At 38.7% G+C, this 12,571-nt stretch carries 11 protein-coding genes; 5 read left to right on the forward strand and 6 right to left on the reverse strand.

Translation table 11 applies throughout. The features are described from left to right. Window positions 1–15: 15 nt before the first annotated feature. Window positions 16–567 carry an NAD(P)H nitroreductase gene (locus JEP71_RS02600; RefSeq protein WP_023581966.1) on the reverse strand — a complete coding sequence of 184 codons (552 nt, stop codon included), beginning with the start codon at window positions 565–567 and terminating at the stop codon, window positions 16–18. 545 nt (window positions 568–1,112) lie between these two features. Between JEP71_RS02600 and sppA the strand changes: the two genes are divergently transcribed. From sppA to pncA, 3 genes are all read left to right on the forward strand, one after another. Then, window positions 1,113–2,969: a signal peptide peptidase SppA gene (gene sppA / locus JEP71_RS02605; protein WP_198625705.1), complete on the forward strand. Its 1,857-nt coding sequence runs from the start codon at window positions 1,113–1,115 to the stop codon at window positions 2,967–2,969. 245 nt (window positions 2,970–3,214) lie between these two features. Continuing rightward, entirely contained in the window at window positions 3,215–4,237 is a 1,023-nt protein-coding gene (ansA, locus tag JEP71_RS02610; RefSeq protein WP_109372094.1) for an asparaginase, read from the forward strand. Between the two features lie 22 nt (window positions 4,238–4,259). Then, a complete protein-coding gene (gene pncA, locus JEP71_RS02615; RefSeq protein WP_198625706.1) occupies window positions 4,260–4,904 on the forward strand; it encodes a bifunctional nicotinamidase/pyrazinamidase in 645 nt (214 codons plus the stop codon). Window positions 4,905–5,011: 107 nt separating this feature from the next. On the opposite strand, the gene JEP71_RS02620 is transcribed toward pncA, so the two are convergent. After that, window positions 5,012–5,293, reverse strand: a complete 282-nt coding sequence (locus tag JEP71_RS02620; protein WP_100160296.1) for a YeaC family protein — start codon at window positions 5,291–5,293, stop codon at window positions 5,012–5,014. A gap of 81 nt (window positions 5,294–5,374) precedes the next feature. Next, the gene (msrB, locus tag JEP71_RS02625) at window positions 5,375–5,812 is read right to left on the reverse strand and encodes a peptide-methionine (R)-S-oxide reductase MsrB (RefSeq protein ID WP_196532548.1); all 438 of its coding nucleotides are present in this window, start codon (window positions 5,810–5,812) and stop codon (window positions 5,375–5,377) included. Window positions 5,813–6,155: 343 nt separating this feature from the next. Here msrB and gapA point away from each other — a divergent pair, with 343 nt between their 5' ends. Both gapA and JEP71_RS02635 read left to right on the forward strand, forming a co-directional pair. Further along, on the forward strand, window positions 6,156–7,151 hold the full coding sequence (gene gapA, locus JEP71_RS02630; RefSeq protein WP_109372088.1) for a glyceraldehyde-3-phosphate dehydrogenase: 996 nt from the start codon (window positions 6,156–6,158) through the stop codon (window positions 7,149–7,151). Between the two features lie 114 nt (window positions 7,152–7,265). Further along, window positions 7,266–8,150: a D-hexose-6-phosphate mutarotase gene (locus tag JEP71_RS02635; protein ID WP_196532547.1), complete on the forward strand. Its 885-nt coding sequence runs from the start codon at window positions 7,266–7,268 to the stop codon at window positions 8,148–8,150. A gap of 101 nt (window positions 8,151–8,251) precedes the next feature. On the opposite strand, the gene JEP71_RS02640 is transcribed toward JEP71_RS02635, so the two are convergent. From JEP71_RS02640 to alr, 3 genes are all read right to left on the reverse strand, one after another. After that, window positions 8,252–9,004, reverse strand: coding sequence for a MipA/OmpV family protein (locus JEP71_RS02640; protein ID WP_198619918.1), 753 nt, complete (start codon window positions 9,002–9,004; stop codon window positions 8,252–8,254). Window positions 9,005–9,105: 101 nt separating this feature from the next. Further along, window positions 9,106–11,409, reverse strand: a complete 2,304-nt coding sequence (gene hypF / locus JEP71_RS02645; protein WP_198625707.1) for a carbamoyltransferase HypF — start codon at window positions 11,407–11,409, stop codon at window positions 9,106–9,108. A gap of 49 nt (window positions 11,410–11,458) precedes the next feature. Beyond that, the gene (alr, locus tag JEP71_RS02650; protein ID WP_198619916.1) at window positions 11,459–12,571 is read right to left on the reverse strand and encodes an alanine racemase; all 1,113 of its coding nucleotides are present in this window, start codon (window positions 12,569–12,571) and stop codon (window positions 11,459–11,461) included.

A 12,571-nucleotide genomic window follows, 5' to 3' on the forward strand; every position in this document is an offset into this window, starting at 1 on the left:
AACATGCCATCCTTTTTAAAAATAAGTCACAAAATCAGTTAAGTCAGCAGGAGAAACCGTCATTGGCGCTTTCAGGGCTGGCGTGCCTAAATAAAGGAAACCAATAATCTGGTCATGTTCACCACAGCCAAGTCCTTCTCTTACAACTGCATCATGAGTCCAAGAGCCTGAACGCCAAATCCCCCCAAATCCTTGAGCAACAGCGGCCATTTGCATTGCTTGTACGCTACAACCGGCTGCAACAACTTGCTCCCATTCAGGAACTTTAGGATGATCTTTCACTTTCGCAATGACCGTGATGATCAATGGGGCACGAAAAGGTGCATTTTTTGCTTTTTCTTCAACTTCTGGCCCTAAATTACCCACAACCGCGGCTTTATGTAGTAATTGGCTAAAACGTTCAATGCCTTCATTTTGCATCACAACGAAATGCCACGGCTTAAGTGCACCATGATCAGGCGCGCGCATACCGGCTTGTAAAATAGTATTGAGGGCTTCACTATCGGGGGCTGGAGTAGTCAGTCGGGAAGCTGAACGGCGGTTCAAAAGCAGTGTTAATGCATCCATTTTTATTCTCCTGTCAGCATTTTATTTTAGCAAGATCCCATTCTTATGGGGATGGACAGTTCTTATCAATTCGCAGTATAACAAACTGTTATATTACCACCATCCGCAGATTTAGGCGGGAATTTTTCTAAAAATCAGGTATGTGGTCATTTAATCGTAATTTATTGTTCATAAAATGATTAATCTTAGCTTACTAAGTTAATTTAAGCTGATTTTGATCCTATTTTTCTTTTTAATTTGACGATTTTCTATATTACTTTGATGCCTTTTTGTGTGAATTTATTTAACTATTTTTACGTAAGATAAATGTTTGCTTAATAACATCTTAAGTAAAAAGTTATCATTAGTGTTTTCCTAAAAATCAATGACAGACATTCAATAAGAGCTATATTAGAATATTCCTTTATTGTTATTACTATTCTCTCTATTGATAACAACATTTTTTGTTTTAATAGTATGAGATTATGTAGATGTAGCCTGCTTACCAATAATTCTAGCATGACTGTTTAGGATTAAATTTTAGCTTTACATGATGTGGAGATAATATGAATAAAATTATGGAGTTAATCGGCGCAATATTAAAATTCAGTTGGCAAGCCATTAACTTTATCAGAAAATTAATCTTAAACGTTATTTTCTTTTTCCTTCTCTTTGTGGTCATTGGTATTTTCTTAATTAGCAAAGAAGCACAAAAACCAATGGATTATGAAGGCGCCCTTCTTGTTGATCTTAAAGGTGTGATTGTTGACCAAACTGCAACCCAAAATCCTTTAGGGGAAGTTGGGCGTGAGCTTTTAGGCGTTTCGGGTAGCCAGCTCCAAGAAAATTCATTATTTGAAGTCGTCGATACACTACGCCTAGCCTCTCAAGATCCGAAAATTAAAGGTATGGTGCTTAAACTTGATGAATTTGTCGGCGCAGATCAGCCTTCGCTAAATTATATTGGTAAGGCACTTACTGAATTTAAAAAAACAGGCAAACCGATTTTTGCAGTGAGTGGCTATTACAGTCAGCCGCAATATTATCTCGCTTCTTATGCAGATAAAATTTATCTCACACCTCAAGGTGCAGTGGGTGTTTATGGTTTTGGCTTTCAAAATCTCTATTACAAAACACTGTTAGAAAATTTAAAAGTAAGTACTCATATTTTCCGCGTAGGAACGTATAAATCTGCGGTTGAACCGTTAATGCGCAATGATATGTCTGCGGAATCTCGAGAAGCTTCATTACGTTTAGTTAATGCGCTGTGGTCTACTTATTTAACTCAAGTGGCAGAAAACCGTAGCATTACCACAGAAGATGTTTTCCCAGGTGCAAAAGAGATGATTGCACAGCTACGCAATGCAGATGGGGATAACGCAACTTATGCGCTAAATCGTAAATTAGTGGATTCTGTCAGCTCATACGCTCAATTTGAAGCTGATATGACAGAAACCTTTCAGTGGGATAAAGAGAACAAGCAATTTAACAATATCAGTATTTATGATTATGCCGATACGTTAACTTCATCATTACCTGCAAATGATGAAGGTAATATTGCCGTAGTCGTTGTTCAAGGCGCCATTATTGACGGCGAAAGCATTCCGGGCTCCGCAGGCGGTTCCACCATTGCAAATCAAATTCGCCAAGCCCGTTTAGATCCTAATATTCGAGCACTTGTATTACGTGTAAATAGCCCAGGTGGTAGTGTTTCAGCATCAGAACAAATTCGCAGTGAAGTTGAAGCCTTTAAACAACAGAAAAAACATGTGGTTGTTTCAATGGGAGGATTAGCAGCATCAGGAGGATATTGGATCTCCACACCTGCAAATAAGATTATTGCTAGTCCTTCAACATTAACGGGTTCTATTGGTATTTTCGGTGTTATTAATACCTTTGAAAACAGCCTAGAGTCTATTGGTGTTTATACCGATGGTGTCACAACATCACCTTTAGCAGGATTATCTGTCACCAATAAGTTGCCTGAAGAATTTGCCGAGTTGTTACAACTGAATATCGAAAGTGGTTATAAAACATTTCTTAATTTAGTGGCTGAATCTCGTAAAAAAACGCCAGCTCAAATTGATCGTATTGCTCAAGGTCGAGTGTGGGTAGGAATAGATGCAAAAAATGTGGGCTTAGTCGATGAGTTTGGTGATTTTGATGATGCCATTGATGCCGTTGCTAAAATGGCAAAAATTAAAGAGCCTGTTATTGATTGGATGAAGCCAGAATTAAGTCTCTCTGAACAGATAATCATGAGCTTATCAAATAATGCAAAAGCTATTATCCCTGATCCATTACAAGCTTATTTACCAGCCCCTGTTTTAAGAGAAGTAAAATCACAAACGGAGTTTTATCGCAATATGAATGATCCGCTTAACCGTTATGCGTATTGCTTATCTTGTGGTGATATTCAATAGCCGTTTTTGTTTCAACACCTGCTCTTTCAGAGCAGGTGTTTTTCTCTTTTTTTCCTGACTTTGTTTAGCATAATATACTGACGATTATTTTTTGCCCGTTTTTATCAATAGTATTTTTAACACAATGATTTAAAGCAGATATTCATTAATCTCTATTTTCTTTTTTTAGCATCCTTTCCTTTTTTTATTCTGTAAACTCCCTATAATCAGGTATTTCTCACAGCCTAATAAGAGTGTTTTGTCTGATGCAAAAGAAATCAATCTACGTTGTATACACGGGTGGTACTATTGGTATGCAACATTCTGAACACGGCTATATTCCTGTATCAGGACATTTACAACGCCAATTAGCCAAAATGCCAGAGTTCCATCGCGAAGAAATGCCTGATTTCACAATCAAAGAGCATCTTCCGCTGATCGACTCTTCAAATATTACCCCTGAAGATTGGCAATCTATTGCTGATGATATTAGTGAAAATTATCACAACTATGATGGATTCGTTATTCTTCATGGTACTGATACAATGGCATTTACTGCTTCTGCACTCTCTTTTATGTTTGAGAATCTTAGCAAGCCTATTATTGTTACTGGCTCTCAAATTCCTTTAGAAGCCTTACGGTCTGATGGACAAACAAACCTATTAAATGCGCTTTATCTCGCTGCTCATCATCCAATTAATGAAGTGGCTCTATTTTTCAATAACACGCTGTATCGCGGAAACCGCACCGTAAAAGCACATGCCGACGGCTTTAATGCCTTTGCATCGCCAAATAGCGCACCACTGTTAGAAGCGGGCATTAATATTAAACAATTTAAAATTAATTCCTTTCCTAAAGGAAATGGTGAATTTACTGCACATAATATTACGCCTCAACCTATCGGTGTTGTCACAATTTATCCGGGTCTTTCCGATGAAGTCGTTAAAAACATCCTGATGCAACCTGTGAAAGCCTTAATATTGCGCTCTTATGGTGTCGGTAATGCACCATCACACCCAGCTTTACTTTCTACCCTACGTGAAGCAACAGAGCGTGGTATTGTTGTTATCAACCTTACACAATGTATTTCTGGCCGAGTGAATATGGAAGGTTATGCAACAGGTCAAGCATTAGCGGAAGTTGGGGTGATCAGTGGCTTTGATATGACATTTGAAGCAACATTAACTAAACTGCATTATCTTCTTAGCCAACAATATAATTACACTGAAATCTGCCGACTAATGCAACAAAACCTACGCGGTGAAATGACATTAGACGATAACGACTAAGTTTAATCTAAAGGTAAAAGTGGTGAAAAATTCTGCACTGTTATTAGTTGATATACAAAATGATTTTTGTACAGGTGGTGCATTAGCTGTTAATGAAAGCGACATAGTTATACAAACAGCCAATCAACTTATTCATAGTTTCAAGCAATCTAAAAATCCTATTATCGCCAGTTTAGACTGGCATCCAGCCGATCATCTTAGCTTTGCTGAAAATTCAGGCACAGTTGTGGGAGAGGTAGGTACTCTTAATGGATTACCACAAGTTTGGTGGCCAGTACATTGCGTACAAAATTCTTATGGCGCTGCATTTCATCCTGAATTAAACCAAGCACTGATTAATCATATTATTTACAAAGGGCAAAATCACCTTATTGATAGTTATAGTGCTTTTTTTGATAACGACCATGAATACCAAACAGGCTTGCATACACTTTTGCAGACATTAAATATAAAACATCTTTATATTTTAGGAATTGCTACGGATTACTGTGTCAAATTTACAGTGCTAGATGCGTTGTTATTAGGATATCAGGTTTCAGTTGTTACAGACGGTTGTCGCGGTGTCAATATTCAAGATGACGATAGCGAAAAAGCACTAGAAGAGATGAGAGCAAAAGGCGCAGCATTAATTGATTCAGCACATTGGCTTAATCGTAACAATCAATAAGTTCGTTATTTTCTTTATCTTCATAAAATGAAAAAGGGGCTAATTTTAACCAGTTCGGTTAATAAATAGCCTCTTTTTATATTTATTCTATCCATTCAACACAGGTTTTATTCATCATCCATTGGCGTTAACGTCGCTAAACGTTCAGATTGAAACTGAGCTTTTAATTCTTGTTTGCTCTTCATGGTAATTTGTCCATTAGTGCCTACCGTCATATGCTCAGGTGTGTGGTTATTTTTCGCCTGCCATAATAAAACAATCTGCATGCAATGTTCTTTTTGCTCATCGGTCAATGCAACACCATCAGGCCATTTACCTAGTTCAACTGCGGTTGAAATACGCTGATAAATTTCAGGGGTTACCATCGAAATAAGTTCATTAACTTCCATTGATTGCTCCATAAGCTAAATAATCATTTGAAATGGCTGAATCGTTTTTTCAGTTGTTATTATTTTGTTAACTTAATTGAGTTAACCGACTTGTTTTTCGCCTGTTTCACTATTCGTAAATGAAAGAGATGCTGAATTAACACAATAACGCTCCCCTGTTGGAGCTGGGCCATCATTAAAAACATGACCTAAATGTGCATCACATTGCTGACAACGGATTTCAGTTCTTTTCATATTATGAGAAAAATCATCAATATAGCGAATTGCATTATCACTAACAGGTTGATAAAAGCTTGGCCAACCACATCCCGCATCAAATTTTGTATCTGAATAAAACAGAGGAGCAGAACAACATAAACAGTGATAAATCCCTGTTTGACGGTTGTGTAATAATTTACCACTAAATGGCGGTTCTGTGCCTTGCTGTTGCGTTACATAACGTTGCATTTCGTTGAGTGTTGATAAATCAAGGTGATTGTTATTACTTGAAATATTCACTTTCTTTTCATTATCTGCCATGTCGACCTCTTGCCCAGAAAAATGCTTTTTAAAACAACAGTGAATAATAACAAAGATTTAACAACAAATCTGGAAAATATGGTCTAAAATCATCAAGAGTAATCTTTAGTTTTTGAAATGTGATGAATTTCACATAACGGAGCAAAGGTAACTTCATTTATCGGCGTTGATCCCGATAATACACAGCGTAACATTTGGCTAAAACGACCAATCTTTAAGCGAAAAGTGTTTTTTTAATTGATTTTTTGCAATTATTGACACGATTCCGCTTGACGATTGGCGCGGTTTTGGTAACTTTAGAAGCAACTTTTTAATTCACTAAATTAAAGCTGGTGGAATACATATGACTATCAAAGTAGGTATTAATGGTTTTGGTCGTATCGGCCGCATCGTTTTCCGTGCTGCTCAAGAACGTTCAGATATCGAAATCGTAGGTATTAACGATCTGTTAGACGCAGACTACATGGCATACATGCTGAAATACGATTCAACTCATGGCCGTTTCAACGGTACTGTTGAAGTAAAAGATGGCCACCTCGTTGTTAATGGTAAAACCATCCGCGTAACTTCAGAAAGAGATCCAGCAAATCTGAAATGGAACGAAGTCGGTGCTGACGTTGTTGCAGAAGCAACTGGTCTGTTCTTAACTGATGAAACCGCTCGTAAACACATCCAAGCTGGTGCGAAAAAAGTTGTTCTGACTGGTCCTTCAAAAGACAACACACCAATGTTCGTAATGGGCGTAAACCATAAATCATACGCAGGCCAAGATATCGTTTCTAACGCATCTTGTACTACTAACTGCTTAGCGCCTTTAGCTAAAGTTATCAACGATAACTTCGGTATCGTTGAAGGTCTGATGACTACTGTTCACGCAACAACTGCAACTCAACGTACTGTTGATGGTCCATCTGCAAAAGACTGGCGTGGTGGTCGTGGTGCTTCTCAAAACATCATCCCATCATCAACTGGTGCTGCTAAAGCGGTAGGTAAAGTTATCCCTGAACTGAACGGCAAACTGACTGGTATGTCTTTCCGTGTTCCTACTCCTAACGTTTCTGTTGTTGACCTGACTGCACGTCTGGAAAAACCAGCAACTTACGCTCAAATCTGTGACGCTATCAAAGCAGCAGCTGAAGGCGAACTGAAAGGCGTTCTGGGCTACACTGAAGATGCAGTTGTTTCAACTGACTTCAACGGTGAAGTTCTGACTTCAGTATTTGATGCTAAAGCAGGTATCGCACTGAACGACAACTTTGTTAAATTAGTTGCTTGGTACGATAACGAAGTTGGTTATTCAAACAAAGTTCTGGATCTGATTTCTCATATCTCTAAATAATTAGAGTTTAGAAAGTCACGATTTCTTTTAGAGCCACCTTTTCGGTGGCTCTTTTATTTTCTAGCCAGTCAGTTTATTGTATTGAAATAGTCAGTGACATAAGGTCATAAAATAATGAATGAGAAAATTTTTTCTTTGCCGATTATTGAACAAATATCACCTTACTTAAGTCGTCGGCAATTAGGCGAACTTCCTATCCTTGTTATTTCACATCCTAAAGTACGCGCAGCTATCAGTCTTCAAGGCGCACATTTAATTGCTTGGCAACCCGCACAAGAGCATCCTGTATTTTGGGTAAGCGAAGCCTCTCTCTTCACTCCCGGTGTTGCCATTCGTGGTGGTATTCCTATTTGCTGGCCTTGGTTTGCTTCAGCAGGTACACCAAGCCATGGATTTGCACGAATTCTTCCTTGGGAATTTAGTGCTCACACAGAGCAAGAGGATGGCGTACTCATTACCATGACACTAAAAGAGAGCCAGCAGACGCAGAAATATTGGCCTCATGAGTTTACGGTTATTGCTCGCTTTAAATTAGGCGCAACCTGTGAGGTTGAATTAGAATCTTACGGTGATTATGAAGCGACAGCCGCCCTTCACTCTTATTTTAATGTGAGTGACATTGATAATGTCTCTGTAACTGGCTTAGGAGGCCACTACATTGACACCGTGGCAGATAAAGAGGTTTACACTGATGAAACCTCATTACGCTTCAATGGACGCACTGACAGGCTTTATACAGAGCCTGACGATTTTAATCTTATTCATGATGATGGCTGGGATCGCACAATTGAGGTTCATCATTACCATCATAGTGATGTGGTATGTTGGAACCCCGGTGCAGAACTCGCAAGTTCAATGAAAGATATGAGCACAGGTGGCTATCGTAAAATGGCTTGCGTAGAAACCGCTCGTATTCACCAACCATTAAAACCAGATAACGTTCATCCTGGTCGCTTATCTCTGGTAGTTCGTGTTCGCAAAAATATTGCCGAAAAATAAAGTATTACTGATATCTTGCCACCATAAAAAAGCTTCGAGTTTGAATCGAAGCTTTTTTTATTATGGCTAATCTTACTAAATTCTAGTTAGATTTTCGCTAATTAGAATGCGTAAGTCACACCTGTCCACACAATCGCTGTAACAGATTTATTTACCATTGGGCTGTCTTTCACTTCACTTGGCAAATGGTCAACACGTCCCATCGCAAAGAAATTCCAGTTTTCAGCAAACTTATAGTTCGCCGATAGCTCTACATACGGTCTCCAGCTATCATTTGGCGTATATTCTGCTAAACCACTACGTTGAGATTCTGCGTGAGTAATACCATAAGCGTAACGGTTTTGCTTTTTGTTTTCCCAAACAACACCTGCACCTGGTTGTAAAGACCAGTTACCAAATTCGAAAGGATATAAATAAGCGGCGTCAGCGATAATACCGTTACTTTTGCCTAGCATATCACCAGAAACGATCGCTCTTAAGCTACCCCATGATTCGTGGTGTTTATAAGTAAAGCCACCCATCATAGTGTCACGGCGACGATTCAGTTTTTTCATTTGCTCATCGTCACTATCGCTTGGTTTAAAGGCTTGAGGATAGTAGTGTAAATCAACAGAAAGTTGATCTTTCGGTGTATTCCATAGGTAATATCCCGCCGCTAACGTTGCGAAATAGAAATTCTCTGATTGGTAATTAACTTGCGGTACTGGTAATAAATAATCTTTTGATTTAGCCCCTTTATAAGGAGTGACTTGTGCTAAAACTGAACCACCAATTGACCATTCTCCAGCAAATGCTGCTGGCGTGCTTAATCCTGCAATAACGGCCAAAGAAACGATAATCTTCTTATTACTCACGATGATTTTCCATATTGTCATTAATCATTAATAAAGTAGCAACCAAAAACCTATTTCAGTCACAACTAACTAAAACTGGCATTATTTTACCTATAATTATTTTATTTTTGCATTAAATGTGTAGCAATCAATGCTTGCCCTAATGCAATACCGCCATCACCAGCAGGTAACATCATAGGTGTTAATACTTTTTTATTGTTTAATTTTTTCTTAAACAGGTGTTTGAGTAGCATGTTATTTAACACACCCCCCGTAAGTACAATGGTATCAATCTGATGTTCATCCGCACATTGCAATGCAATTTTGCTTAAACTTTCAGCTAATAAATAATGAAATAACCACGCTTTTTCACTGACATTAAGATCAACATCTTCCCATTGTGTCCAAAAAACAGATAGATCAAGCAAGTTGTTTTTTACAGGCATCAAATGCCCATATTGCTTAATAATTTCTGTTTGTTTGTCTTGATGACACTGTAATGCCGCCGTTTGTAAATAACATGCAGCTTCACCTTCCCAACTTATTTCTTTAGGCGCTAATCCTAATGATGCTGAAACTGCATCAAAAAACCGACCACAAGAAGAGGCTTTAGGCGAATTTAAACCACGTTCTACTGCCTTACTTAATATTTGCAAATCATTACTAGGTATCATTTTGGCGATAACACTACCTTGCCAATCTTTAGAAAAAGTAGCTAAATGTGCGAACCAGTTTCGCCAAGGTTGAACTGAGGCAAGATTGCCTCCTGGCATAGCAACCGCAGGAAGCCCACCAATCCGTTCTGATTTCTGATAATCCACCAGCAAACATTCTCCACCCCATAAAGTCCCGTCTTGTCCCAAACCTAATCCATCAAGAGCAATACCAATAACAGCACCTTGTTGATGTGTATGACCATGTTCAGCAAGACAAGAAACAATATGTGCATGATGATGAGAGACTTCAATAACCGGAATATTTTGCTCTTGAGCAAACTGCTTACCCAACTGATGACTGATGTAGTTAGGATGTGCATCTATTGCAATTGCTTTAGGGGTGAAGCGATAAATTTGTTGGAAGAGAGCCAACGATTTTACCAACTGTTGTCGCACGCTTAAATCATCAAGATCCCCTAAATGAGGCCCCATAATGGCTTGATGCTGACGTAATAAGCAAAATACATTTTTGAGATCGCCCCCCATTGCAAGCACTGACGGTTGCGCCTCAAAATCTTCAGGTAATGAAATCGCATCAGGTACATATCCGCGAGAACGTCGGATCATGACGCTCTGTTTACCCTCAATACGAACTAATGAATCATCCGCCCTTTGTATAATTTCTCTATTATGCATTAAGAATAAATCTGCAATATCTTTCAATTGCATTAAGGCATCTTCATTACTTAATGCTGGTGTATGGCCTGATGCATTTCCTGATGTCATAACAAGAGGAATGTTCGTACCACGCGCTAATAGATGTTGCAGTGGATTGGCTGGCAACATAACACCAATTTCAGTTAATCCCGGCGCAATAAGCTCCGCAAGTTTAGGTGTAACAGTTTTAGGGACTAATACAATTGGGGCTGCGGTGCTTTGCAATGTTTGGATAGCTGTAGGAAGAAAATCGAGATCTTGCTTATCTGCTTTAATTTGATCAATTCCTGTGATCATCACAGCTAATGGCTTTGCGGGTCGGTACTTGCGTTCGCGTAATAATGCAACGCTCTCATTATTACGTGCATCACACACTAAATGAAAACCACCAATACCTTTAACTGCAACAATTTTTCCAGCAAGTAATGCTTCACAAGCTTGGGTTAATGCAAGCTCTTTCGTTGCTAACTCTTTACCCTGATTATCTGCAAGCCAGATATGAGGCCCACATACAGGGCATGCATTAGGCTGAGCATGAAACCGTCTATCTGCGGGATCTTCATATTCATGTTTACATTCAGGGCAGAATGGAAATTCAGACATAGAAGTAAAAGGCCTGTCATAAGGCATTTTTTTTATAATAGTAAAACGAGGACCACAATGTGTGCAGTTAATAAAAGGATAATGATAACGACGATTTTGTGGGTCAAACAATTCATCAATGCAAGCTTGGCAAGTTGTTGCATCAGGAACAACTTGTGTATCCATTTCGCCACCACCACTTTTTACAATAATAAAATCAGTAGGTAGCTGTTCCCATTGATAAGGTGATTCTTCTATACGTTCAATACGTGCTAATGGTGGGCATTCTGCTTTTAATGCCTCTATAAAGAGTGCATTTTTAGGTGAAGGCGTTAAATGTATCAATACCCCCAAACTATCATTGCTCACTTGCCCTAATAAACCAAAACGATGAGCTAATTGCCAAACAAATGGGCGAAATCCAACGCCTTGAACCTTTCCTTTCACACGCAATGCAATGCCGTTACTCATAGGATCACCAAATCAAAATAAATTTAATCTTATTCTAGTTTAGTGATTATCAACAACTTTCATTTAGATCAGAAAAAGTGGAATTAGGTAAATTTATCATCACTTCAACAATAACTCTTGGTGCTATTGCACACAGTAATTCGTAACCAATAGTGCCACATGCCATTGCAACATCATCAACAGGAAGTTCTTTCCCCCATAATTCAACTGGACTACCGTAATTGACATCAGGAAAATCCGTAACATCAATGGTTAGCATATCCATAGAGATGCGCCCTACCAATTGTGTTTTATGTCCATTAACAATAACAGGTGTACCGTCTGGTGCGTGTCTTGGATAACCATCAGCATAACCACAGGCAACAACACCGATCCGCATATCACGCTCAGCGGTATATCGGCTACCATAACCTATCTGCTCACCTTTTTTGACTTGTTGAATGGCTAATATTTCACTATTAAATGTCATTACGGGTTGTAAATCGAAATTAGCAATATCTTGCCAAACACCCGAAGGCGAAACACCATATAAAATAATACCTGGGCGTACCCAATCTTGATAAGTTTCAGGATCAAATAACGTTGCAGCTGAATTTGCCAAACACCGAGGTAATTCATTTACCATTGCCTGATTAATGGCGGCCTTTTGTGCATTCATGTTCAATCCAGTATCTGCATTAGCAAAATGCGACATTTGGATAATTGAACCAATATTTTTGATACTTTTCGCACGATCAATCGCTTGTTGATAAGCATCAGGACGATAACCTAAACGGTTCATTCCACTATTAAGCTTAAGATAAATATTGATAGGTCTTTCTAATTGTGCTTTTTCTATGGCATCAAATTGCCAATCTGAATGCACTGCGGTGGTAAGTGAATAGCGCTCGAGTAAATAGACATCTTCTGGTTTAAAAAAACCTTCGAGTAAAAGGATGGGACCAACCCATCCTTGCTCTCTTAACATGATAGCTTTGTCTAACTCAATTAATGCAAAACCATCAGTATGACTTAATGCCGGCCAAACACAGGATAATCCATGTCCATAAGCATCTGCTTTTACAACAGACCACACCTTGCTGCCTCTGACTCTCTCTTTAATAACAGATAGATTATGGCTTAATGCATCGAGGTTAATGGTTACTTTTGTGGGTCTGGACAT

The sequence above is a fragment of the Proteus sp. PR00224 genome, from assembly GCF_016238105.1.
GTDB lineage: Bacteria > Pseudomonadota > Gammaproteobacteria > Enterobacterales > Enterobacteriaceae > Proteus.

What these genes read in the sequence shown, in the direction of transcription:
- hypF (WP_198625707.1), bottom strand. Translation starts at nt 11,409, where the DNA reads ATGAGTAACGGCATTGCATTGCGTGTGAAAGGAAAGGTTCAAGGCGTT.
- JEP71_RS02600 (WP_023581966.1), bottom strand. Translation starts at nt 567, where the DNA reads ATGGATGCATTAACACTGCTTTTGAACCGCCGTTCAGCTTCCCGACTG.
- JEP71_RS02635 (WP_196532547.1), top strand. Translation starts at nt 7,266, where the DNA reads ATGAATGAGAAAATTTTTTCTTTGCCGATTATTGAACAAATATCACCT.
- JEP71_RS02620 (WP_100160296.1), bottom strand. Translation starts at nt 5,293, where the DNA reads ATGGAAGTTAATGAACTTATTTCGATGGTAACCCCTGAAATTTATCAG.
- sppA (WP_198625705.1), top strand. Translation starts at nt 1,113, where the DNA reads ATGAATAAAATTATGGAGTTAATCGGCGCAATATTAAAATTCAGTTGG.
- ansA (WP_109372094.1), top strand. Translation starts at nt 3,215, where the DNA reads ATGCAAAAGAAATCAATCTACGTTGTATACACGGGTGGTACTATTGGT.
- alr (WP_198619916.1), bottom strand. Translation starts at nt 12,571, where the DNA reads ATGTCCAGACCCACAAAAGTAACCATTAACCTCGATGCATTAAGCCAT.
- msrB (WP_196532548.1), bottom strand. Translation starts at nt 5,812, where the DNA reads ATGGCAGATAATGAAAAGAAAGTGAATATTTCAAGTAATAACAATCAC.
- gapA (WP_109372088.1), top strand. Translation starts at nt 6,156, where the DNA reads ATGACTATCAAAGTAGGTATTAATGGTTTTGGTCGTATCGGCCGCATC.